Annotated in this window: 17 protein-coding genes and 1 pseudogene; 14 read left to right on the plus strand and 4 right to left on the minus strand. The window is 72.0% G+C overall.

The window, feature by feature from the left end; genetic code table 11:
• The first annotated feature begins 53 nt into the window (after positions 1-53).
• A complete protein-coding gene (locus tag BJ961_RS08810) occupies positions 54-686 on the plus strand; it encodes a hypothetical protein (protein WP_271320743.1) in 633 nt (210 codons plus the stop codon).
• Between the two features lie 300 nt (positions 687-986).
• Here the strand turns inward: BJ961_RS08810 and BJ961_RS08815 are convergent, their stop codons facing one another.
• The gene (locus tag BJ961_RS08815; RefSeq protein ID WP_271320744.1) at positions 987-1,601 is read right to left on the minus strand and encodes a hypothetical protein; all 615 of its coding nucleotides are present in this window, start codon (positions 1,599-1,601) and stop codon (positions 987-989) included.
• A 382-nt stretch (positions 1,602-1,983) separates the two neighbouring features.
• On the opposite strand from BJ961_RS08815, the gene BJ961_RS08820 reads away from it, so the two are divergent.
• From BJ961_RS08820 to BJ961_RS08850, 7 genes and pseudogenes are all read left to right on the plus strand, one after another.
• A complete protein-coding gene (locus BJ961_RS08820) occupies positions 1,984-4,143 on the plus strand; it encodes a RecQ family ATP-dependent DNA helicase (RefSeq protein WP_271320745.1) in 2,160 nt (719 codons plus the stop codon).
• Positions 4,144-4,262: 119 nt separating this feature from the next.
• Entirely contained in the window at positions 4,263-5,810 is a 1,548-nt protein-coding gene (locus BJ961_RS08825; protein ID WP_271320746.1) for a DUF4192 domain-containing protein, read from the plus strand.
• Between the two features lie 198 nt (positions 5,811-6,008).
• Positions 6,009-6,767, plus strand: a complete 759-nt coding sequence (locus BJ961_RS08830; RefSeq protein ID WP_271320747.1) for an NUDIX hydrolase — start codon at positions 6,009-6,011, stop codon at positions 6,765-6,767.
• A gap of 78 nt (positions 6,768-6,845) precedes the next feature.
• Positions 6,846-8,897 (plus strand): annotated as a pseudogene (locus BJ961_RS08835) (ABC transporter ATP-binding protein).
• A gap of 160 nt (positions 8,898-9,057) precedes the next feature.
• Positions 9,058-9,945, plus strand: a complete 888-nt coding sequence (gene whiH / locus BJ961_RS08840; RefSeq protein ID WP_271320749.1) for a sporulation transcriptional regulator WhiH — start codon at positions 9,058-9,060, stop codon at positions 9,943-9,945.
• 424 nt (positions 9,946-10,369) lie between these two features.
• Positions 10,370-11,902, plus strand: coding sequence for an RNA polymerase sigma factor (locus tag BJ961_RS08845; RefSeq protein ID WP_271320750.1), 1,533 nt, complete (start codon positions 10,370-10,372; stop codon positions 11,900-11,902).
• 152 nt (positions 11,903-12,054) lie between these two features.
• A complete protein-coding gene (locus BJ961_RS08850; protein ID WP_271320751.1) occupies positions 12,055-12,909 on the plus strand; it encodes a S1 family peptidase in 855 nt (284 codons plus the stop codon).
• Positions 12,910-13,021: 112 nt separating this feature from the next.
• Here BJ961_RS08850 and BJ961_RS08855 read toward each other — a convergent pair whose 3' ends face one another.
• Positions 13,022-13,252 carry a DUF7455 domain-containing protein gene (locus BJ961_RS08855; protein WP_031035360.1) on the minus strand — a complete coding sequence of 77 codons (231 nt, stop codon included), beginning with the start codon at positions 13,250-13,252 and terminating at the stop codon, positions 13,022-13,024.
• A 440-nt stretch (positions 13,253-13,692) separates the two neighbouring features.
• Here BJ961_RS08855 and BJ961_RS08860 point away from each other — a divergent pair, with 440 nt between their 5' ends.
• From BJ961_RS08860 to BJ961_RS08885, 6 genes are all read left to right on the plus strand, one after another.
• A complete protein-coding gene (locus tag BJ961_RS08860; RefSeq protein WP_271320752.1) occupies positions 13,693-15,816 on the plus strand; it encodes a DNA gyrase/topoisomerase IV subunit B in 2,124 nt (707 codons plus the stop codon).
• A 242-nt stretch (positions 15,817-16,058) separates the two neighbouring features.
• Positions 16,059-16,583: a DUF1453 domain-containing protein gene (locus tag BJ961_RS08865; protein WP_271320753.1), complete on the plus strand. Its 525-nt coding sequence runs from the start codon at positions 16,059-16,061 to the stop codon at positions 16,581-16,583.
• Positions 16,580-17,734, plus strand: a complete 1,155-nt coding sequence (locus tag BJ961_RS08870; RefSeq protein WP_271320754.1) for a histidine kinase — start codon at positions 16,580-16,582, stop codon at positions 17,732-17,734. The genes BJ961_RS08865 and BJ961_RS08870 overlap by 4 nt, the downstream gene beginning before the upstream one ends.
• Positions 17,731-18,414, plus strand: a complete 684-nt coding sequence (locus BJ961_RS08875) for a response regulator transcription factor (RefSeq protein WP_271320755.1) — start codon at positions 17,731-17,733, stop codon at positions 18,412-18,414. The genes BJ961_RS08870 and BJ961_RS08875 overlap by 4 nt, the downstream gene beginning before the upstream one ends.
• A 69-nt stretch (positions 18,415-18,483) precedes the next feature.
• Complete coding sequence (locus BJ961_RS08880; RefSeq protein WP_271320756.1) at positions 18,484-19,092, plus strand: DUF485 domain-containing protein; 609 nt, start codon at positions 18,484-18,486, stop codon at positions 19,090-19,092.
• Positions 19,089-20,681 carry a solute symporter family protein gene (locus BJ961_RS08885; protein WP_271320757.1) on the plus strand — a complete coding sequence of 531 codons (1,593 nt, stop codon included), beginning with the start codon at positions 19,089-19,091 and terminating at the stop codon, positions 20,679-20,681. The genes BJ961_RS08880 and BJ961_RS08885 overlap by 4 nt, the downstream gene beginning before the upstream one ends.
• 45 nt (positions 20,682-20,726) lie before the next feature.
• Here BJ961_RS08885 and BJ961_RS08890 read toward each other — a convergent pair whose 3' ends face one another.
• Together BJ961_RS08890 and BJ961_RS08895 are read right to left on the minus strand one after the other, a co-directional pair.
• Positions 20,727-21,407: a response regulator gene (locus BJ961_RS08890; protein WP_271320758.1), complete on the minus strand. Its 681-nt coding sequence runs from the start codon at positions 21,405-21,407 to the stop codon at positions 20,727-20,729.
• Positions 21,404-23,074, minus strand: a complete 1,671-nt coding sequence (locus tag BJ961_RS08895) for an ATP-binding protein (RefSeq protein ID WP_271320759.1) — start codon at positions 23,072-23,074, stop codon at positions 21,404-21,406. The genes BJ961_RS08890 and BJ961_RS08895 overlap by 4 nt, the downstream gene beginning before the upstream one ends.
• Between the last annotated feature and the right edge of the window lie 254 nt (positions 23,075-23,328).

Consider the following 23,328-nt stretch of genomic DNA (forward strand, 5'->3'; position numbering starts at 1 on the left):
GCATGTGCCACCCGCCGACGCGAGCCGCACCAACGTTTGATAAATATCAGCTCATGCCTCTCATTCCCGAGGAGCCTCAGATTCACGAGAAGGCCCAGGGTCCCCGCGCCACTCCGGCCAGTGGCCGCACCGCGCCGACCCCCCGCCCCGTACCCGGTCCCCGCCCAGCGGCTCCACCGCGCCCCGGCCGTCCCGGCCCGGTGCGGCCGGCGCCGCCGACGCAACGCGCGTCGCGTGACACGGCCGAGGCCAAGCCCGCACCTTCGGGTCCGGCCGCCCCGGCAGCTGCCCCGGCCGCCCCGCAGATCCAGTTGATCCCGGCCACTCCCGACGGCGCGCTCGACGCCGCCGAAGAGGCCGTGGACCTGCTGCTGGACTCGGGCCGTACCCCGGGCGACGTGCTGGTGATCACCACCGGCGAGCCCCACCCGTGGGCGGCCCACGAACTGTCCTTCGGCGACGCCGCCTACTGGGCGCAGCACGATGCGGGCGACGACGTCTTCTACGCGGACGCCGCCGTCGCCGACCGTGCCGCGTCGCGGGCCGTGGTCGTGGTCGCGCTCAACGGTGGCCCGGAGGCCGCCGCTGCCACCGCCCTGGCCGCCGCCCACTCCCGGGCCGGTGCCCTGCTGATCGTCTGCGGCGACCCGCAGCGGATCAACTCGGTGCTGGGCGCGGGCGTCTGAGCCCGTTGCGCCGGGTGCGGCGGACGCCGGTGTGACACCGGGGGCCGCCGGACCGCGGCCCCCGCACAGCGGTGGCTTCGGTGTGCCCGGGCGCACCCGGCGCCCCACGATGCGTCGCCGGCCCCCACGTCGCGAGCGGACAAGTGGCGGTGTGCGCCGCCAGGGCGCTGGCGGCGTACGGGCGTTGACCGGTCCTGGCGCAGGGCGGCCCTCCGGTGGCCGGCCGACCCGGTCGCCGGCCGGTCGTGGGGCGGTGGCCCGTGTTGCCGGCCGCGGCGTCCCGTCCAGTCCCGGGGACGGTCAGCGGGCCGCCGCGCGGCGCAGTACGTCCGACGCGACACCGCCGGTGCGTGGTGCCGGGGGCGGTGCCTCCGACGTCGCGAAGGGCTCCGGCGCCGACGCCGCGTTGGGTCTGCGCCCGCCGCGGCCCTCGCCGAGGACCTGCCAGCCGTCCCGGGTCAGCGTGATGTACGCGCCGCAGCGCAGCCCGTGCAGGGTGCACGCGTCCCGCAGTCCCCACATCCACGCGCCGTCCTCCTCCGTCCAACGCGCGTCGCCCTCACGGCAGTAGAGCAGCACCGCGGTGCGCACCGGTGTGCGGCGCCGCAGATCGTGCGGGATGACACGGCGCAGTTGGGACAGCAGCGCGTTGCGGAACATCCAGCCGTCGGCGGGTGAGCGGCGGCTGGTGAACGATGCGCTGGCGCGCAGTCGTTCGTCCGGATCGAGCACGGCCACGACCGCGGTCGCCGGCTTCGGGTGGTGCCGCGAGTGCAGCCCGCTGACGACCTCCCGAGGATTGCGCAGCAGCGGGATCCCGGCGGCGGCCCACTCCGCCGGTTCGAGCATGCGAGTGGCGGAAACGGCGGACGACGAAAGCGAGGCCGCCGAGGACGGAGCGAATCCGAAGGTCACGTTCCTCCCTTCGGCTACGCGCCCACACTGCGGGCAGGGTCGGATTCGGGGAGCGCGCACCGCAGTGAAGCCCTGCCGGATCACGGACGGGCCGTGCGGGGAGCGGACTTCAATTCTTCCTGTCGAACTTGAATGCGGCAACGAGCAATTGAGGCCGACGGCCGTTATCGACTGATGTGCGTTCTATATCCCTACCCGGAGTGTCTCCCGGCGACGCATGGGACGCGGCACGTGCTACACCCCGGGGCGGGCAGCGGGCAGCGGGCAGCGGGCAGCGGGCAGTGGTGGCGCCGGGGCACGGTGCGGCTGCGTGCCGGTGGCTGATCTTGGGCCGCGCGTTCCGGATTCGCCCATTGTCAGTGCCATCGGGTTGCATGGGGGTATGGACCATCTGGAGCTCCGCACCGAAGCCGACGCCGTCCTCGCCGAGCTCGTCGGCGACCCCGGGGGGCCGGCACGCCTGCGGGAGGACCAGTGGCAGGCGGTGGCGGCCCTGGTGGAGGAGCACCGGCGTGCTCTGGTGGTGCAGCGCACCGGCTGGGGCAAGTCGGCCGTGTACTTCGTGGCCACCGCGCTGCTGCGCCGGCGCGGGGCGGGGCCCACGGTGATCATCTCGCCGCTGCTGGCACTGATGCGCAACCAGGTCGAGTCGGCGGCGCGGGCGGGCATCCGCGCGCGCACGATCAACTCGGCCAACCCGGAGGAGTGGGAAACGATCTACGGGGAGGTCGAGCGGGGGGAGACCGACGTCCTCCTCGTGAGCCCGGAACGCCTCAATTCCGTGGACTTCCGCGACCAGGTACTGCCGAGGCTCGCGGCCACGACCGGTCTCCTCGTGGTGGACGAGGCGCACTGCATCTCCGACTGGGGGCACGACTTCCGTCCCGACTACCGCCGACTGCGCACGATGCTGGCCGAGCTTCCGGCCGGGGTGCCGGTGCTGGCCACCACCGCGACCGCCAACGCCCGGGTCACGGCCGACGTGGCGGAGCAGTTGGGCACCGGTGGCGGGGACGCGCTCGTGCTGCGGGGACCGCTCGACCGGGAGAGCCTCCGGTTGGGGGTGCTCCAGTTGCCGGACGCGGCGCACCGGCTGGCGTGGCTGGGGGAGCGGCTGGGGGACCTGCCGGGTTCCGGGATCATCTACACGCTCACGGTGGCGGCGGCGGAGGAGGTCGCGGCGTACCTGCGGCAGCGCGGTCATCCGGTGGCGTCCTACACGGGCAAGACGGAGAACGCCGACCGGCTGCAGGCCGAGGAGGACCTGCTGGCGAACCGGGTGAAGGCGCTGGTGGCGACCTCGGCCCTGGGCATGGGCTTCGACAAGCCCGACCTGGGCTTCGTCGTGCATCTGGGTTCGCCCTCGTCGCCGATCGCCTACTACCAGCAGGTGGGCCGGGCGGGGCGCGGCGTGGACCATGCGGACGTCCTTTTGCTGCCGGGGCGGGAGGACGAGGCGATCTGGGCGTACTTCGCGTCGGTGGGCTTCCCGCCGGAGGAGCAGGTGCGACGCACGCTGGGCGTACTGCAGGAAGCGGATCGGCCGCTGTCGCTCCCGGCGCTGGAGCCGTTGGTGGACCTTCGCCGCTCGCGACTGGAGACGATGCTGAAGGTCCTGGACGTGGACGGGGCGGTGAGACGCGTGAAGGGCGGCTGGACCGCCACGGGCCAGGCGTGGGCGTACGACGCGGAGCGGTACGCCTGGGTGGCCCGGCAGCGGCAGTCGGAGCAGCAGGCCATGCGGGACTACGTGACGACCACGGGGTGCCGAATGGAGTTCCTGCAGCGGCAGCTCGACGACGAGAAGGCGGCCCCGTGCGGCCGCTGCGACACCTGCGCCGGACCTTGGCTCGATCCGGCCGTCTCCTCCGCGGCCCTCGCGGCGGCGACGGGCGAGCTGGGCCGCCCGGGCGTGGAGGTCGAGCCCCGCAAGATGTGGCCGACCGGCCTCGCCGCCGTGGGCATGGACCTCAAGGGGCGCATTCCCGCGGGCCGGCAGGCGGCCACCGGGCGCGCGCTGGGGAGGCTCTCGGACATCGGCTGGGGCAACCGCCTGCGGCCTCTCCTGTCCGCGCAGGCCGCGGACGGGCCCGTCCCGGACGACGTTTTGGCCGCCGTGGTGACGGTGCTGGCCGACTGGGCCCGGTCACCGGACGGCTGGGCCGGCGGCTCCCCCGACGCGGTGGCGCGGCCGGTGGGCGTCGTCGCCGTTCCTTCCCGTACCCGCCCCCGGCTGGTCACCTCGCTCGCCGAGGGCGTGGCGCGGGTCGGCAGGCTCCCGCTGCTGGGCAGCCTCGCCCACAGCCCCCGTGCAGGTGAGTACGCCGCCCACCGCAGCAACTCCGCCCAGCGGCTGCGCACCCTGGCGGAGTCGTTCACGGTGCCCGACGAACTCGCCTCGGCCCTGGCGGAGAACCCCGGCCCGGTGCTGCTCGTCGACGACTACACCGACTCCGGCTGGACCCTGGCCGTAGGCGCGCGCCTCCTGCGCCAGGCGGGCGCCGGCGAGGTGCTTCCCCTGGTCCTCGCCCTGGCCGGGTAGGCAAGGCCCGCCGCTCGGTTCCTCCGCGCCACCCGGAGGAACCCGAGGGGTGATGTGTCCCTGATGAGAGTTATCCACAGGCAAAAGCGGAACTTCCCGATTCGCGAGATCGTCGGTCCATGACGAACCACAGCGAAACGACTGGATCCCCCGAGAACGGCGACATCCCGGAAGGCGCGGAGCCGGGTCGGACGAACCACCCCTCGTACAAGGACGCCGCGGACGAACACCAGGTCACTCTGCGCACCCCCGCCGAACTGGCCGACGCCCTGCCGTACCTGCTCGGGTACCGGCCCGAGGACAGCATCGTCCTGGCCGCCCTGCGCGACAGGGACGGGCGGGGCCGCTTCGGCGGCCGGGCGCGACTCGGCATTCCGGCGAGCACCGACGACTGGGCGGGCGCGGCCGGTCAACTGGTCCATGGCCTCGTGACCGGAAGCGAGCGGCGAGGTGTCAGGCCGGAGCAGATGGTCGCCTACCTCTGCCAGGAACCGAGCCCGGGCGAGACCGGCCGCGAGGTGATGCAGCGACTGCGACCACTGGCCCAGAAGCTGCGCGTCGAATGCGGCGCCCTCGACGTGCCCGTCGTCGAAGCGCTGTGCATCTCCGCGGGACGCTTCTGGTCCTACTGCTGCGACGAGGAGGCCTGCTGCCCGTCCGAAGGCCTCCCGATGGGGCTGCCCGGTACGTCGGTGCTGGCCGCGGCGGCCACCTACGCCGGTATCCAGGTGCGCGGCTCGCTCCGTGAGCTGCGGGCCAGGCTGCTGCCCCGGGAGAGCGTGGCGGCCGAGCAGGCGACCGCCCTGGACAGGGCCGCCACGACGCTGGTCTCCCGGATCCTCGACACCGCCGGCCGTTCGGACGTGGCCGAGGAGACACTGGAGACCGCCGAGCGGGTCATGCGACGCCTCGCCGAGGCCCCGCCCGTGTCCGGCCTGCCCGCAGAGGACCTGCGTGACGACCAGTTGCTCGGTCACGACGAGGCGGCGGCCCTGATCCTCGGACTGCAGGACCGTACGACGCGCGACCGTGCGGCCGCGTGGATGGAGGGCGACGAGGCGGCACCCGCGATGCGCCTCTGGCGGGCCCTGGCACGCCGCTGCGTCGTACCGTACGGCGAACACGCGGCCGCGCCCCTCACCCTCGCGGGATGGGTCGCCTGGTCCGCCGGCGACGAGCTGGAGGCCCGGGAGGCCCTGGCCATGGCCCTGGGCGCGGACCCCGACTACCTCTTCGCCCGGCTCCTGCACCAGGCGTGCAACGAGGGCCTCGATCCCGAGTCGATCCGCCGCTGTCTGCGTGAGGGCAGGGAAGGCGACGCAGGCCAGGGAGGCGGCGGTTCCGAAGGCGACGGGCGCGCGGACGACCCCGTGGACCGCGAGCCCGCCAAGCCCTCGTCCGGTCCGCCGCCCGGCCGTCGCCGCCGCTCGCGCTCCCTCGCCTCCGCCAACGGCGTCCGTCGCCGTGCCGGGGCGCGGGGGCAGGGGCCGAGTGCGAAGATCGTGCGTCCCCGCACTCCTTCCGCGACCGACCGGCCCGGGGCCGCGGGCACGGGACTGACCCGTTCTCGCGCCGCGGGCACACAGGCCATGGGACGGGAGGGCGCCTGCCCGGACGGGGCGCGTGCGGGAGAACGGGGCGGCGAGGGGTGCGGTGAGCGTCCTTGAACCGGTGGCCGGGACCCGTCCGTCGGATCGACTGGGCGGACCGCGGTCAGGGCTTTGACCTGGCGCGACGGGCACATCGTGCGACTTCTCGGCACCCGGCGGCACGCGGCGGCACGCGCGGCGTGCGCAAGTGGATCAGTGCCCGAAGCGGTGGGTGAAAGGAGTGTTTATCGTCAGGCAGACGACTATGATCGCCGCATGCCCTACGACCCGTCAGCGTTTCCGCCCTTCGCCGTCACCGTGGACCTGGTCGTGCTGACCGTGCGCCGCCACTCCCTGTGTGCGCTGGCGGTGCGCAGGGGCGAGCCGCCCTTCCAGGGGCGCTGGGCCCTGCCCGGCGGGTTCGTGCGGGCCGACGAGGACCTCGCGCAGGCGGCGGCGCGGGAGCTGGCCGAGGAAACCGGGCTGTGTGTCCACGACCCCGCTGCGCCGACCCAGGACAATGGCGCTCACCTGGAGCAGCTCGCGACGTACGGCGACCCCGGGCGCGATCCCCGGATGCGGGTGGTCAGCGTCGCCCACCTCGCGCTCGCGCCGGACCTGCCCGCACCGCGGGCGGGCGGTGACGCCAGCAACGCCCGCTGGGCACCGGTCGAGGAACTGCTGGAACAGAGCGGCTACGGTCGCCCCGGCGAAGGGCTGGCACCGCTCGCCTTCGATCACGCCCAAATCCTGTCGGACGGAGTGGAACGAGCCCGCTCCAAGATCGAGTACTCGTCCCTGGCCACCGCCTTCTGCCCGCCCGAGTTCACCGTCGGTGAGCTGCGGCGCGTCTACGAGGCGGTGTGGAGCGTGGCGCTCGACCCCCGCAACTTCCACCGCAAGGTGACGGGTACACCGGGCTTCCTCGTGCCCACCGGTGGGACGACCACCCGTCAGGGCGGCCGTCCCGCCCAGCTCTTCCGTGCGGGCGGCGCCACCCTTCTCAACCCCCCGATGCTGCGTCCCGAGATGTGACGGTGCGGCCCGTTCGGGGGGGCCAAGCAGGCCGCGCAATGCCCGAAAAATCGGATATGACGCGCTATCTTGCTACGGGTGATCCAGGCCTTCGGACTGACCAGCAACCCCCGCAAGGAGCTTCCGCCCGCCGTCGACGACGTCTCGTTCGAGGCGCGCGCGGGCCGCGTCACCGCACTGCTCGGAGCACCGGGCGCCGGCAAGACGACGGCACTCAGACTCATGCTCGAGCTCCAACACGGGCGTGGTCTCACCTACTTCAGGGGACGCCCCCTGCACCGCATCGCCCACCCCTCGCGCGAGGTCGGCGTGCTGCTGGGAGACGTCCCGGGGCACCCCGCCCGTACGGTGCGCGGCCATCTGCGCATGCTGTGCGCGGCCGCGGGCGTCCCGGTCGGCAGGGCCGACGAAGTCCTGGAGTCGCTCGGTCTCGTGAGCCTGCGGGACGAACGCCTCGGCACCCTCTCCCGAGGCATGGACCGACGCCTCGGACTGGCCTGCGCGCTGGTTCCCGACCCGCACACCTTGGTCTTCGACGACCCCGCGGCCGCCCTCTCCGCCGGAGAGGCCCGCGGGCTGCACGGCGCACTGCGCACCCATGCCGCCCAGGGAGGCACCGTCCTGTTCAGCACGGCGGACCCCAAGGAGGCCGCGCGTACCGCCGACCACGTCGTCACGCTGGAACGGGGCAGAGTCGTCGCCGACCAGGAGGCGGCGGACTTCTCCCGCACCCGGCTGCGCTCCCGCGTCGCCGTCCGCAGTCCGCATGCCGTCCGCCTCGGCGCCCTCCTGGTCAAGGAGGCGCGTACGGCACGCCGTTCCGTCGAGGTCGTGTGCGAAGGCGGCAACCGGCTCGCCGTGTACGGCAGTACGTGCGCCGACATCGGCGAGGCAGCCTTCCGGCACGGGATCCTCGTACACCAACTGGCCGACGAGATCGGCGACATGGGCCCCGGTGCCGACGCGGTCCCCGCAGCCCGGCAGCAGCAGGCCGCACAGAGGCGACAGACGCTGAGCGAAACGCAGAAGTCACAGGAGCCCTCGAAGACGCACATCACGGACGCTCCAGAGCCCCAAGCGGCCCGAAAGTCCCAAGAGGCCCAGGAGCACCAGGAGCACCAGGAGCACCAGGAATCCCCGGATGCGGCGGGCGGTGATCGGGCGCGGATCTCCAGGGCGGCACCCGCCACCCACCCGTCCCCCGGCCTCCCGTCAACCGCCAACCCGCCGCTCCCGTCCCCCGACGACTCGGTCACGGCCGATGCCGCCCCCCGTCGCCCGCTGGGTGCCCTCGTCCTCAATACGGCGAAGGCCCGGGCAGCCGCCTCCACGCTCCCGCCCCCCATCTCCGTCCGCTCCGCCCCCAGCCCGCTGCGCCCGCTGCGCTACGAAGTCCGTCGCGCGACGGGTGTCCGTACCGGGTTCGTCACCGGAGCGGTCGTGCTCGTCGTGTCCGCCGTCACCGCCGTGGTGCTGGCCCGGATCGGACACACCCCGCACCCGCGGCTCCTGGCGGCCTGGCCGCGGGAGCTCCCGCTGCCGCCCGCGGCACTCGGCGCGGGCCTGCTCGGCGCGCTCGCCTTCGGCGACGAGTTCCGCCACCCCGCCCTCGCGGCCGACCGCGGGACCGTGCCCCGCCGCATGGGGCTGCTGAGCGCCAAACTCGTCTGCTCCGCCGCCGTCGCGCTGCTGCTGGCCGCCCTGACGGTGGGCTGCAACGTCGAAGTGCTCCGCCTGGTCTTCGGACAGGAGCTCGCGGAGCTTCCCGCGGACTTGCCCGCGCTGAGCGCAGGTTGGCTCGGACTCGTCGTCGGCTGCGCCTGGTCCGGGGTGCTCGCCGCGGGTGTCTTCCGGTCCACCACTGCCGGACTGGCGGCGGTGGTCGCCGTTCCGGTGGTCGTCGTGCCGCTCGTACAGAAGGTCTGGGAGGGTCCGTCCGTGCGGACCGCCGCAGGCTTCCCGATGCGGGTGCGCGAGGTCCTCCTCACCCAGTGGCCCTTCGGCGGCGAGCGGTACGTGGCGGAGGTGCTGCGTCTCGTCGCCCAACCGGTGGGCGGCGCAATGACGTTGTCACTGACCGCTCTGCTCTGCGCCTACCTGCTCACGACTCTGCGCAGCCGCGTCCGGTGACGTCCGGCCACCCTTCAGGTCCGACCCTGTGCGCAACTCCCCGGGGAACGCCCATTTCTTTCCGATAAGGCGTCAATTGCGACGGGGTGAGCGATCACCCTTTCGTGTGCTTTTCACCAAAGACCTCAAGGGAGTTGGGATCAGAGCCGACAAAGGATGCGTGAGTACCCTTGCGCACACCATGATGACCGCCGCCCGCTCCGCCGACTCCGGCCTCGCGAACCCGGGCGAACTCGACCGCTACCCGTACGCCGAGACGCCCGCCGTCGACCGCGTCGGGGCGCCCTCCTGGGAAGGAGTGGAGCCCGAGCTGGGCCGCGTGGGCCGGCGCAGCTCGGGCAACCGTGGCCGCGGACTGCACGGGCAACTCGTCCAGCAGCTCGGCCAGATGATCGTTTCGGGCGACCTGGGCGCCGACCGCCCGCTGGTGCCCGAGGAGATCGGGCAGCGTTTCGAGGTCTCGCGCACAGTGGTCCGCGAGTCCCTTCGCGTGCTGGAGGCGAAGGGGCTGGTCAGCGCCCGCCCCAACGTCGGCACGCGCGTGCGCCCCGTCAGTGACTGGAACCTTCTGGATCCGGACATCATCGAGTGGCGTGCCTTCGGGCCGCAGCGCGACGACCAGCGCCGCGAGCTGAGCGAGCTGCGCTGGACGATCGAACCGCTCGCCGCGCGCCTGGCCGCCGGGCATGGGCGCGAGGAGGTCCAGCAGCGCTTGTCGGACATGGTCGGGATCATGGGCCACGCCATGGGACAGGGTGACGCGCTCACCTTCTCGCGCGCCGATGCCGAGTTCCACACCCTGCTCATCCAGGTCGCGGGCAATCGGATGCTGGACCACCTCTCCGGGATCGTCTCCGCGGCGCTCCACGTCTCCGGCGGCCCGGTCACGGGCTGTGACCGGCCGAACGACGCGTCGCTGGCGCAGCACGGCAGGATCGTCGACGCCCTCGCCACCGGGGACGGTGCGGCGGCCGAGTCCGCCATGCGTCAGCTTCTGACCGTCCACCCCGAGGTGGAGCGCGTGGTGCCCGCCCCGCGCGAGCACTGACCGCCTTCCGCCGGACGGCGCGTGCCGGGCACGCCAAACCCCTCCTGTGGCAGTGGCCGGCCGTTCGCCGTCGCCGTCGGACCCCGTGGAGCCGCTCCAGGCTCGACGGGGTCCGACGGTCTGATGAGAGGCTGAGCCCTTACGAAGCGGCCGAACCCCGAGTTGGTGACCTTGTTTATTCGCATCTGACCGGTTTTGATCGCTTACGGGGTGTGACTCGGGCCACGCGGATTGGGCGTAACGCTCTTGGGAACAACACGATGACCTAAGAGGTGACAGCCGCGGAGGAATACGGACGCCGTTCACGGCGCTGTGCATCTCCCCGGCCCGCCCGCACCGTCGGCCCATTCCCAAGCCGGTGGTCGGCTCCTGTCCGCCGTGGACGGGGCCGGAAGCCGTTTTTCAACGTTCCGAGAGGTTGTTCGTGTCGGCCAGCACATCCCGTACGCTCCCGCCGGAGATCGCCGAGTCCGTCTCTGTCATGGCGCTCATCGAGCGGGGAAAGGCTGAGGGGCAGATCGCCGGCGATGACGTGCGTCGGGCCTTCGAAGCTGACCAGATTCCGGCCACTCAGTGGAAGAACGTACTGCGCAGCCTCAACCAGATCCTCGAGGAAGAGGGTGTGACGCTGATGGTCAGTGCCGCAGAACCCAAGCGCACCCGAAAGAGCGTCGCAGCGAAGAGTCCCGCCAAGCGCACCGCCACGAAGACGGTCGCGGCGAAGACGGTGACCAGCAGGAAGACGACCGCTCCCGCCACCCCGGCGGCGCCCGCCGGCGAGCCCGCCGTCGAGGAAGAGGCCACCGCCAAGAAGGCGACGGCCAAGAAGGCGACGGCCAAGAAGGCGACGGCCAAGAAGACCACCGCCAAGAAGACGGCGGCCAAGAAGACCACCGCCAAGAAGGAAGACGGCGAGCTTCTCGAGGACGAGTCGACCGAGGAGCCGAAGGCCGCGACGGAGGAGCCCGAGGGCACCGAGAACGCGGGCTTCGTGCTGTCCGACGAGGATGAGGACGACGCCCCGGCCCAGCAGGTCGCCGCGGCCGGCGCCACCGCCGACCCGGTCAAGGACTACCTCAAGCAGATCGGCAAGGTCCCCCTGCTCAACGCCGAGCAGGAGGTCGAACTCGCCAAGCGCATCGAGGCCGGTCTCTTCGCCGAGGACAAGCTGGCGAACTCGGACAAGCTCGCGCCCAAGCTCAAGCGCGAGCTGGAGATCATCGCCGAGGACGGGCGCCGCGCCAAGAACCACCTGCTGGAGGCCAACCTCCGCCTCGTGGTCTCCCTGGCCAAGCGCTACACCGGCCGCGGCATGCTCTTCCTGGACCTCATCCAGGAGGGCAACCTCGGTCTCATCCGCGCCGTGGAGAAGTTCGACTACACCAAGGGCTACAAGTTCTCCACCTATGCCACCTGGTGGATCCGTCAGGCGATCACCCGCGCGATGGCCGACCAGGCCCGCACCATCCGTATCCCGGTGCACATGGTCGAGGTCATCAACAAGCTCGCGCGCGTGCAGCGCCAGATGCTCCAGGACCTGGGCCGCGAGCCCACCCCGGAGGAGCTGGCCAAGGAACTCGACATGACCCCCGAGAAGGTCATCGAGGTCCAGAAGTACGGTCGCGAGCCCATCTCGCTGCACACCCCGCTGGGTGAGGACGGCGACAGCGAGTTCGGCGACCTCATCGAGGACTCCGAAGCGGTCGTCCCGGCCGACGCGGTCAGCTTCACACTCCTGCAGGAGCAGCTGCACTCCGTGCTCGACACCCTGTCCGAACGTGAGGCGGGCGTCGTCTCCATGCGCTTCGGTCTCACCGACGGTCAGCCGAAGACCCTCGACGAGATCGGCAAGGTGTACGGCGTCACGCGCGAGCGCATCCGCCAGATCGAGTCGAAGACCATGTCGAAGCTGCGTCACCCGTCGCGCTCTCAGGTCCTGCGCGACTACCTCGACTAGGCCGACCGGATCGCGTAGACCGCGGCAGTACGAGCGAATGGGGCCCGGTTCCGTCAGTCGGAACCGGGCCCCAGCGCTGTGCAGCGGGTGCGCGGCAGGGTGCAGTGGATCACTCTGGGTCTCCCATGACCACCTAGGAGTGAGGAGCCCGCATGCGTCGTCTCTTTGCCCGGGCACTGGCCGGGCCGCTGGTGCTGGCGGCCGCCGCGACCGCGATACCGCTGGGGACCGCCGCCCCCGCTGCCGCCGACAGCATCGTCGTCGGGGGCTTTCCGGTCGAAGTGTCCGACAGCCCGTGGACCGTCGCCCTCTCCAGCCGTGACCGGTTCGGGGGTACGCGGGCGGGGCAGTTCTGCGGGGGAGTGGCCGTCGGCCGGACCACCGTGCTGACGGCGGCCCACTGCCTGGGGGAGGAAGTTCTCGGGTCGCCGCCGGAACAGGTGGACGACCTGAGGATCATCGCGGGTCGGACCGACCTGCTGTCGGACCAGGGGCAGGAGATCCCCGTCCGGTCCGTCTGGGTGAACCCGTCGCACGACGACGGCAGCAACGCCGGCGATTTCGCGGTGCTCACCCTCTCCGAGGCCCTCCCCGCCGACTCGGTCATAGGGATGGCGGCGGACGGCGACCCCGCGTACACGCCGGACACCGGAGCCCTCGTCTACGGCTGGGGGGACACCTCGGGCGCCGGCGACTACGCGAACGGCCTGCACGCGGCCCGCGTGCGAGTCCTTCCCGACGCGTCGTGCGAGCGCGCGTATCCGGGGGACGAGGACGGGCGCTACCTGTCAGACAGCATGCTCTGCGCCGGTGAGAACGCCGGTGGCCGCGACGCCTGCCAGGGGGACAGCGGGGGGCCGCTGGTCGGCCGGGGGAGGCTCATCGGCCTCGTGTCCTGGGGGAACGGCTGCGGGCGGCCGGGCAGCCCGGGGGTGTACACGCGCGTCTCCTCGATACTGCGGACGCTTGGCTGGGACACCGCCGCATCGCAGCGCGAGGGCGCCTGAGGGGCCACTGAGAGCCTTCAGGGTACGAGCACGGGCGGCCGCCTCCGGAATCCGGAGGCGGCCGCCCGCTCATCGGCCTGTGCCGAGTCGGCTCGTCGTCGGGCGCGTCGTGTCAGCGCTCTTCCTCGGCGGAAGATTCGGGAACGGCCGTCAGCCGCTCCGTCTCGTCCTGTATCTCAGCGGCGATCTTCTTGAGTTCCGGCTCGAACTTGCGACCGTGGTGGGCGCAGAAGAGCAGTTCTCCGCCGCTCAGCAGGACGACGCGCAGGTATGCCTGAGCGCCGCAGCGGTCGCAGCGATCAGCGGCCGTCAGCGGGCTTGCGGAAGTCAGAACAGTAGTCACGTCGCCTCTTCTCTAGCTCGACGAGCTGTCGTACCAGGGTCAACATCCAACCAGCCCCAAAACGTTCCCGCTCGAGGCCTTTCCTCGAAAAAACTTTCCGAGGGGTCGGCTGCTGCCGATTGGCGGCGAATGTGCCGTATTGCGTGTCTCTGTGTCGTACGGGTTCGCGCGGTCGGTCAGTGTCGGTCCCGCCGGCTGGGTTGCCGGTTTGTTCAAGAGGACGTGCCCGGAGCCTAAATGGTTCATGCCTCGAAGGGAACGTGATGTGTACTTCACCCCATCGAGGGATCGAACAGGCATACGACGCTGGACTAGGGTGAGTCCGCGACGAGGGTGGCGTTACAACGGCTCTACCAGGCATCGGTACCCTCTGACCGGTGAACCGAGCCGCGCCCTTACCCAGCGGGGCCCCATCTGAAATTCAGCGAGGAGCGAACCGCGTGACCGCCGAGACATCCGTGCCGTCCACTGCGCTGCTGGCAGGAGCAGACCGGGACGGATCCAACTACACCGCGCGGCACCTGCTCGTCCTCGAGGGGCTCGAGGCCGTACGCAAGCGCCCGGGCATGTACATCGGATCCACCGACAGCCGTGGCCTGATGCACTGCCTGTGGGAAATCATCGACAACTCCGTCGACGAGGCCCTGGGTGGATACTGCGACCACATCGAGGTGATCCTCCACGACGACGCCTCGGTGGAGGTCCGGGACAACGGCCGGGGCATCCCGGTCGACGTCGAGCCCAAGACCGGCCTGTCCGGCGTCGAGGTCGTCATGACCAAGCTGCACGCCGGCGGCAAGTTCGGCGGTGGCTCCTACGCCGCCTCCGGCGGTCTGCACGGCGTCGGCGCCTCCGTGGTGAACGCCCTGTCCGCCCGCCTGGACATCGAGGTGGACCGTGGCGGGCACACCCACGCCATCAGCTTCCGGCGCGGGGTTCCGGGCGCGTTCGCGCGAGGGGGCCCGGATGCCAAGTTCGAGCCGGGAAACGGGCTGCGCAAGGCCAAGAAGATCCCCAAGAGCCGCAACGGCACACGCGTGCGGTACTGGGCCGACCGTCAGATCTTCACGAAGGACGCCAAGCTCTCCCTGGACACGCTGCACCAGCGGGCCCGCCAGACCGCGTTCCTGGTGCCCGGACTGACCATCGTCGTCCGCGACGAGTTCGGCCTCGGCGACGGCGGCAGCAAGGGCGAGGAGTCCTTCCGCTTCGACGGCGGCATCAGCGAGTTCTGCGAGTTCCTGGCCAGTGACAGGCCCGTCTGCGACGTCCTCCGCTTCACCGGGCAGGGCAGCTTCAAGGAGACGGTGCCGGTCCTTGACGAGGACGGCCAGATGACGCCCACCGAGGTCTCCCGCGACCTCGGCGTCGACGTCGCGATGCGCTGGGGCACCGGGTACGACACCACCCTCAAGTCGTTCGTCAACATCATCGCCACGCCCAAGGGCGGCACCCACGTCGCCGGCTTCGAGCAGGCGGTGGCGAAGACGATGAACGAGGTGCTGCGGACCAAGAAGATGCTCCGCGTCGCCGAGGACGACATCGTCAAGGACGACGCCCTCGAGGGACTCACGGCAGTGGTGACGGTGCGTCTCGCCGAGCCGCAGTTCGAGGGGCAGACCAAGGAGGTCCTCGGCACCTCGGCGGCCCGCCGCATCGTGAACAACGTGATCACCAAGGAACTCAAGGCGTTCCTGACCTCCACCAAGCGTGACGCGGCCCAGCAGGCCCGCGTGGTCATGGAGAAGGCCGTCGCCGCGGCCCGTACCCGCATCGCCGCCCGCCAGCACAAGGACGCCCAGCGCCGCAAGACGGCCCTGGAGTCCTCCTCCCTGCCCGCGAAGCTGGCCGACTGCCGCAGCGACGACGTGGACCGCAGCGAGCTGTTCATCGTCGAGGGCGACTCCGCGCTGGGCACGGCGAAGCTCGCCCGCAACTCCGAGTTCCAGGCACTGCTGCCGATCCGCGGCAAGATCCTCAACGTCCAGAAGTCGTCCGTGACCGACATGCTGAAGAACGCCGAGTGCGGGGCGATCATCCAGGTCATAGGAGCCGGGTCCGGCCGGACCTTCGACATCGACGCGGCCCGCTACGGCAAGATCATCATGATGACCGACGCCGATGTGGACGGCTCCCACATCCGCACCCTGCTCCTGACCCTCTTCCACCGCTACATGCGGCCCATGGTCGAGGCCGGACGGGTCTTCGCCGCGGTGCCGCCGCTGCACCGCATCGAGCTGGTCCAGCCGAAGAAGGGCCAGGACAAGTACGTCTACACGTACTCGGACCGTGAGCTGCGCGACAAGCTCATGGAGCTCCAGAGCAAGAACATCCGGTACAAGGACTCCATCCAGCGGTACAAGGGTCTGGGTGAGATGGACGCCGACCAGCTGGCGGAGACCACCATGGACCCCAGGCGCCGTACGCTTCGTCGGATCAACCTCACCGATCTGGAATCCGCCGAGCAGGTCTTCGACCTGCTGATGGGCAACGACGTCGCACCGCGCAAGGAGTTCATCTCCAACTCGGCGGCGACGCTGGACCGGTCGCGCATCGACGCCTGAGCACGCTGAGTCGTCGAACCGGACCCGGGAGCGAGAACCGGGTCCGGTTCGGCATGCGGGCCCGTGTCTGGCCGCCCGTCCCGGGCCCCGGCCCTTCTCCACCCCCGGGTGGAGTGCTGTGCTCATGGAGCTCCACCCATGGTCCACCCGGGCTCCGATCCTGTGACCTCGTCGTTTCCGTAACGTCGAAGGCGTCGGCGGGACCGCTGCCGACATCACCTCCTTCCGCTCACGGAGGCACGATGTCCGGGCTCGTAGACGTGTTGGTGATCGCCGCGGTGGCCGCTCTGGTGATCGTCCGCCAGTTCCGCGCAAGCCGGATCGACACCGACCGGCGCTGGTGGGTGCTCCCCGCGGTGCTCGCCGTCGTCGCCCTGCGCGAACCGGGCCTGATCGACGCCCACCACCCCACTGCCTCCGTGCTGCTGCTCGCCGCCGAGATACTCGTCGGCCTGGCCACCGGAGCCGGCTGGGCCTGGACCACCCGCGTATGGGTCGAGGGCGACGGTGCCGTGTGGAGCAGGGGCAGCCGGGCGAGCGTCGCTGTGTGGGGCGTCGGCATCGCATTGCGGGCAGGGCTCTTCGGAATCGGTGCGCTCCTGGGGCTGCGCCAGGACAGCTCCGCCCTGCTGCTCGCCCTCGCGGCGACCCTGCTGGTCCGCTCCGGCATCCTGGCCTGGCGGGTTCAGGCCCAGCGACCGGCCGGAGTGCCGGGCTCCGCGTACGGTGCCGCCGTGCCCCAGCCCACCTGGAAGGAGCCTGCGTGAGGGAGAACGTCTGGACGAGGTGGCCCTCCAGGGAGGCGCTCCTGCACGAGGGGGTTTCCCGTCCCCGGCGCCTGCTCGCCTGGGCGGTGCGCCTGGTGGTGTGCGGGATGTTGCTGTGGGGCGCGTTCACCAGCGGCTCTCTGGACGGGCCGGGGGCGGTCGCCGCTGCCTTCGGTCTGCCGGCGGCCGTGAGCGTGGCGTGGGGCTTCTTCCGGACCACGCTCGAGCACCGGCTGTGGCCCTCCCTGGGGCTGGTCGCCGTCATGCTTGCCATCGGGGCCGTCGCGCAGCCCGCCGGCTTCCGTGCCCCCGCGCTGGTCATCTGGTGCGGCTGCGCCGTCGTGGCCCTGGAGCGGCTGCCCCTCGCGGCCGCGCTGCCCGTGACCTCGGCGGCCCTGGCCTCCTACGCCGTGACCAGTGACGACGCGTGGCCGGCCACGGGGGCGACGTCGGCCGGGCTGGCGCTCGCCGGGTACGTCCTGCGGCTCGACGCCGAAGCACGGGGCAGCTCGCAACGGCTGCTGGCCCAGGAGCGGGCGGCCCGAGCGGCCGAGGCGGAGTCCGCGGCACTCGCGGAACGGGCTCGCATCGCCCGGGAGATCCATGACGTACTGGCACACAGTCTCTCGGCGCAGTTGGTGCACCTGGAGGCGGCCCGGCTGCTGATCGAGCGGGACGCCGACCGGCAGCAGATCCTCGACCGGGTGGTGGCGGCCCGGGGAATGGCCCGCGACGGACTCGCCGAGACCAGGCAGGCGCTGTCCGCGCTGCGAGGGGAGCTGACGCCGCTGGAGGACTTCCTGGGTCAACTCGTCGACACGGCCGAGGGCGGAGCCGAGATCACCATTACGGGGGACCGCCGACCACTGCCTGCCGAGGCGTCGCAGGCCGTGCGCAGAGTGGCCCAGGAGGCGCTGACGAACGCCCGCAGACACGCCCCGGGCGCGAGAGTACGGGTGCGCCTGGAATACAGCGTCCACCAAGTGATCCTGGACGTGCGGGACTCGGGAGGCCCGCCGGACGAGACCACCGGCACCGGAGCTGGGTACGGTCTGCTGGGCATGCGGGAGCGTGCCGAGTTGCTGGGCGGCTCGCTGCGGGCAGGCCCGGGCGAGGAGGGGTTCGTGGTGACGTTGAAGGTGCCTGTATGACGCAGGAGGCGGGGGACAGGACCGCGCGGGTGGTGGTCGCGGACGATCAGACGGTCGTGCGGGAGGGGATCGTGATGCTGCTCGGACTGCTGCCCGGGGTGGACGTCGTGGGCGCCGCCGCCGATGGTGAGGAGGCGGTACGGCTCGTCGCCGAACTCTCCCCGGACGTAGTGCTGATGGACCTGCGCATGCCCCGGTGCGACGGCGTGGAGGCCACCGCCAGGATTCGGGCCGAACACCCCGCGACGCAGGTCGTCGTCCTCACGACCTACGTGGACGACGCGTCACTGTTCCCCGCGCTGAGAGCGGGGGCACGTGGTTATCTCACCAAGGACGCCGGCGGGGACGAGATCGTCCGGGCGGTGCACAGTGTCCTGTCCGGCGACGCGGGACTCGCTCCGAGCATCCAGCGGCGGCTGCTGGAGCGACTGTCCGAGTCCGAGCCGAGGCGAGCGGGCCCGCCCGAGCCACCGGACGGCCTCACCACCCGGGAGATCGAGGTGCTGGTCCTCATCGCCGAAGGGTTCGACAACCAGCAGATCGCGAGCAGACTGCACGTCTCCACGGCGACGGTGAAGACCCACATCAACAACCTGTTCGCCAAGACCGGCATCAAGGGACGTGCTCAAGCGGTGCGTTACGCCTACGGGAAGGGGCTTGTACGGCCACCGAACGGATGAATCACCTGATGGGGTGAAGTGCGCGGCGAAGAAGAGTCGGGGATCTTCCCGTTCTGTCCATCCTTGGGCATGCAGTCAAGCAACGATCGGCCCCGCGGCGCCGGGGGCGGTCCGGGAAGCGCGGTCGACCACCACGCCACGCCGGGCAGGGCCTACGTCGAGGCGCCCCCGAGCGCGCGGCACGATCATCTCCCGCACCACGCTCCCCGCCACGACGACTCCCGGTACGACGATCCGTGGTACGACGCGCTCGCCTCCGGCTGGGGCGAGGCGGCCGGTCCCGGAGACCCCGAGCCGGCACCGCCGACGACGCGCCGGGATCCGGCGGGGGAGGCGCCCCGGGCCGCGGCCGACGTGTACCTGGAGGTTCAGCGGAGCGCGGCCTTCCAGGAGGTGCGCAGCCGCTACCGCGGGTTCGTGGTCCCGGCGGTCGCCGCCTTCCTGCTGTGGTACGTCGCCTACGTCGTGACCGCCACGACGGCGCCCGCCCTGATGGCCAGGCCGGTGGCCGGCGCGGTGAACGTGGCGATGGTCGCGGGGCTCGGACAGTTCCTCACCACGTTCCTGCTCACCTGGGCCTACGCGCGGCACGCCCGGCTGCGCAGGGACCGGGCAGCGCTCGAACTGCGCTGGGACACCCAGGAGCTGACACGCGGGGTGCGGGGTGGAGCGTCGTGACCGGTGACCATCAGACGTTGGCCCTGCTGCTGTTCAGCACGTTCGTCGCCGTCACGCTCGGGATCACCACGTGGGTGGGCCGCCACCGGCGTGGTTCGGCGGAGGAGTTCTACGCGGGCGGCCGTCTCTTCTCCCCGATGGAGAATGGTTTTGCCATCGCCGGCGACTACATGTCGGCCGCGTCCTTCCTCGGCATCTCGGGGCTCATCGCGCTCTACGGCTACGACGGCATGCTGTACTCCGTTGGGTTCCTGGTGGCCTGGCTCGTCGTCCTGTTCCTCGTCGCCGAACTGGTCCGCAACTGCGGTCGGTTCACCCTCGCCGACGTGGTGGCCGCCCGGATGAGGGAGCGGCCGGTGCGCATCGCCTCGGGAACCTCCTCGGTCACCGTCTCCGTCCTGTACCTGGTGGCGCAGATGGTGGGCGCGGGCAGTCTCGTCGCGCTGCTGCTGGGAGGGACGTCAGAGGCGGCGCGGACGTGGACCGTCATCGGCGTCGGCGCCCTCATGGTGATCTACGTGTCGCTGGGCGGGATGCGCGCCACCACGTGGATCCAGATCGTGAAGGCGGTGCTGCTGCTCGGCGGCACCGTGGCGCTGACCACGCTCGTCCTGGTGCGCTTCCACGGCGACGTCGACCACTTGCTGCGCTCGGCGGCCGAGCGCAGCGGCCACGGCGAGGCGTTCCTGGCGCCGGGCCTGGCCTACGGCGGGGACTGGGTCTCCCGCCTCGACTTCATCAGTCTGGGGCTCGCCCTGGTGCTGGGCACGGCCGGACTCCCGCACATCCTGTCCCGCTTCTACACGGTGCCCACCGCGCGGGCGGCGAGGCGGTCAGTCGTCTGGTCGATCGGCCTCATCGGCGGCTTCTACCTGATGACGATCGTGCTCGGGTTCGGTGCGGCCGCCGTCGTCGGACCGGATGCGGTACGCGCGTCGAACGCCGCCGGGAACACGGCGGTGCCGCTGCTCGCCCTGGACCTCGGCGGCGGCGCGCAGTCCACCGGCGGGACGGTCCTCTTCGCGGTCGTCGCCGCAGTCGCCTTCGCCACCATCCTCGCGGTGGTCGCCGGCATCACCCTGGCCTCCTCGGCGTCCGTGGCCCACGACCTGTACGCGTCCCTGCGGCGCCGCGGCTCCAAGCCCCGCAGCGAGGTCGCCGTGGCGCGGGTCGCCGCCGTCGGCATCGGCGCCGTGGCGATCGGGCTCGGTCTGCTCGCCCGGGACCTCAACGTCGCGTTCCTGGTGGGCCTGGCCTTCGCCGTCGCCGCGTCCGCCAATCTGCCGGTGCTGCTCTACTCGCTGTTCTGGCGGGGCTTCACCACGCGCGGCGCGGTGTGGGCGGTGTACGGCGGACTGGTTCCCTCCGTGGTGCTCGTGCTGCTCTCCCCGGTGGTGTCGGGCGGCCCGCAGTCACTCTTCCCGGGCGTCGACTTCCAGTACTTCCCGCTGCAGAACCCCGGCCTCGTCTCGGTCCCGCTGGGCTTCGTGGCGGGCTGGCTGGGCACGGTCACCTCAGCGGAGGTCCCGGACGAGGCCAAGCACGCGGAGACCGAGGTCCGGTCGCTGACCGGGGCGGGAGCCGTGTAGCAAGGGGGAGTGGCGGCGTCCGGGCGCCCCCGCCGGGCGGCCTGCTCAGGCGCGGGTCACCCACTCGTAGCGGTGCTCGGGGCGGCCCGCGTCGCCGTACTTGAGCGTCAGCCTGGCCCGTCCGGTGCGTTCCAGGAGCTTCAGGTAGCGCTGGGCGGTCTGGCGGCTCACCCCGGTCCGGTCGGCGATCTCCTGGGCGGAGAGCGCGCCGTCGGCCTTGAGCAGGCACTGCCGCACCAGTTCGGCGGTGGTGGGGGAGTGCCCCTTGGGCAGCCCGGGCTCGGACGGGGCGGACAGGGCGCCGAAGATCCGGTCGACCTCGGCCTGTTCCGCCTCACCGCCGCCGTCGAGGGTGCGCCGCAGCCCCGCGTACGCCTCCAGCTTGGCGCGCAGACCGGCGAAGGCGAACGGTTTCACCAGGTACTGGAGGGCGCCCTGACGCATCGCCGCCTGCACGGTCGACACGTCCCGGGCGGCCGTCACCATGATCACGTCGGTCTGGAGTCCTCGTCGCCGCATCTCCTGGACGAGTTCCAGACCGGTGCGGTCCGGCAGGTAGTGGTCCAGCAGGATCAGGTCCAGCCGGGGCAGCCGCTCCGCGGTGCGCAGTGCCTCCAGCGCACTGTGCGCCTCACCCGCGACGTGGAAACCCGGCACCTTCTCGACGTACGCGGCGTTGACCCGCGCGACCCGCGTGTCGTCGTCCACGACCAGGACCTCGATCATCGGGACTCCTTCTCGGCGGGGGTGGTCACAGGGGTGGTGGGGGCGGGTTCCGGGTCCGTTTCGGCCAGTGCCTCGGGCAGGACGACGACGAACTCCGCGCCACCGCCGTACGCCTCGCCGACGGTCGCGCTGCCGCCCTGCCGCTCGGCCAGGCGCCGTACGAGCGAGAGCCCGATGCCGCGCCGGCGGTGTGCGGGCGGCTCCTTGGTGGACCAGCCCGCCGTGAACACCAGCTCACGGTGATCCGCCGGAACACCGGGTCCCGTGTCGCGCACCGTGAGCGTGGCGGCGCGTCCGCGCGCACGCAGTTCGACCTCCACGCGCGCGTGCGGTGTTCCCGCGGCGGCGTCGAGCGCGTTGTCGACCAGGTTGCCGACGATCGTCACGAGTCCCCGGGGATCGACCAGGCGGTCCGGCAGCCGCGTCCGGTCCGACACCCACAGCGCGACCCCGCGCTCGGCGGCGACCGTCGCCTTGCCGACCAGGAGGGCGGCGAGGAGGGGGTCCTGGATCCTCTCGGTGATCTGTTCCGCGGTGACCCGGTGGTCACCGACCACCTCGCCGACGAACTCCACGGCATCGTCGTACATCTCGAGTTCCAGCAGCCCCAGCAGGGTGTGCATGCGGTTGGCGTGCTCGTGGTCCTGGGCGCGCAGCGCGTCGATCAGGCCGCGGGTGGAGTCCAGCTCCCGGCCGAGCTGCTCCAGCTCGGTGCGGTCGCGCAGCGTGGCGACGGCCCCGCCGTCGTCGGTCGGCATCCGGTTGGCCACCAGGACCCGCTGGCCGCGCACGGTCAGCAGGTCGGTGCCGGTCACCCGGCCGGCCAGGACGTCGGCCGTGCGCCCCGCGCCGAGCGCCTCGTCGGGGGAGCGGCCGACGGCCTCGCCCCCGATGCCCAGCAGGCGCTGCGCCTCGTCGTTGAGCAGCCGCACCCGCCCGCCGCGGTCGAGGGCGACGACACCCTCCCGGATGCCGTGCAGCATGGCCTCGCGTTCCGCCAGCAGCCCCGCGATGTCCGAGAAGGCCAGGTCCCTGGTCTGCCGCTGCACCCGGCGCGAGATGATCCAGGACGCCAGGGCGCCGACGGCCAGCGCGCCGCCGGCGTAGGCGAACAGGCCGGGAATGGCGTGGATCAGCCGCGCCCGGACGCTGTCGTAGGCGATGCCCACCGAGACCGCTCCGACGATCTGGCCGTCTTCGTCGCGCAGGGGCACCTTCCCGCGGGCGGAGCGGCCGAGGGTGCCGTTGTCGATCTCCATGACCTCGCGCCCGGCCAGGGCCTGCCCCGGGTCGGTGGAGACGACGTCGCCGATCCGCCGCGGGTCGGTGTGCGACCAGCGCACGCCCTTGTGGTCCATCACGACGACGTACTCCGCCTTGGTGGCCTCGCGGACCCGCTCCGCCTCCCGCTGCACCGGTCCGTTCGACGTCGGCCGGGTGGTCCGCAGGTCCCGCACGATCTGCGGCTGCTGCGCGGTGGTCTGCGCGATCGCCAGCGCCCGGCGCATCGCCTGGTCGTCCAGCTGGTCGCCGAGCGGCGCCAGGAACAGCCCGGTCGCGAGCACGGCGACGCCCGCGGCGATCGCCAGCTGCATCAGCAGCACCTGCGAGAACACCCGCCGCGGCAGGCCCAGGCGCAGTCGGCGTGCGGAGGGAGTCGAGCTCATGGCCATGACGGTACGTGGGAGGTGGCGGCCTGCCGTAGAGGGGTGTGGCGAGGATCTCCCTCCGCCGGTTCCGCGCGTCTGCCGTTCCGCGCCCCGGTGTTTCCGTGGGTCCCGCGTCCCCGCGTCCCCGCACCCCGGCGTTCCCGCGCCCCCGGCGCTTCCGCACCCGACGGCCCCGCGCCCCGGCGTCCCCGCGCCCCGGCGTCCCCGCGCCCCGGCGTCCCCGCACCCCGGCGTCCCCGTGGCTCCCGCGT

It is taken from the genome of Streptomyces lienomycini (genome assembly GCF_027947595.1).
Taxonomy (GTDB): Bacteria; Actinomycetota; Actinomycetes; order Streptomycetales; family Streptomycetaceae; genus Streptomyces; species Streptomyces lienomycini.

Coding starts and splice junctions, on each gene's coding strand:
- BJ961_RS08810 (WP_271320743.1), top strand. CDS start 54: ATGCCTCTCATTCCCGAGGAGCCTCAGATTCACGAGAAGGCCCAGGGT.
- BJ961_RS08820 (WP_271320745.1), top strand. CDS start 1,984: ATGGACCATCTGGAGCTCCGCACCGAAGCCGACGCCGTCCTCGCCGAG.
- BJ961_RS08825 (WP_271320746.1), top strand. CDS start 4,263: ATGACGAACCACAGCGAAACGACTGGATCCCCCGAGAACGGCGACATC.
- BJ961_RS08830 (WP_271320747.1), top strand. CDS start 6,009: ATGCCCTACGACCCGTCAGCGTTTCCGCCCTTCGCCGTCACCGTGGAC.
- BJ961_RS08850 (WP_271320751.1), top strand. CDS start 12,055: ATGCGTCGTCTCTTTGCCCGGGCACTGGCCGGGCCGCTGGTGCTGGCG.
- BJ961_RS08865 (WP_271320753.1), top strand. CDS start 16,059: ATGTCCGGGCTCGTAGACGTGTTGGTGATCGCCGCGGTGGCCGCTCTG.
- BJ961_RS08875 (WP_271320755.1), top strand. CDS start 17,731: ATGACGCAGGAGGCGGGGGACAGGACCGCGCGGGTGGTGGTCGCGGAC.
- BJ961_RS08880 (WP_271320756.1), top strand. CDS start 18,484: ATGCAGTCAAGCAACGATCGGCCCCGCGGCGCCGGGGGCGGTCCGGGA.
- BJ961_RS08890 (WP_271320758.1), bottom strand. CDS start 21,407: ATGATCGAGGTCCTGGTCGTGGACGACGACACGCGGGTCGCGCGGGTC.
- BJ961_RS08895 (WP_271320759.1), bottom strand. CDS start 23,074: ATGAGCTCGACTCCCTCCGCACGCCGACTGCGCCTGGGCCTGCCGCGG.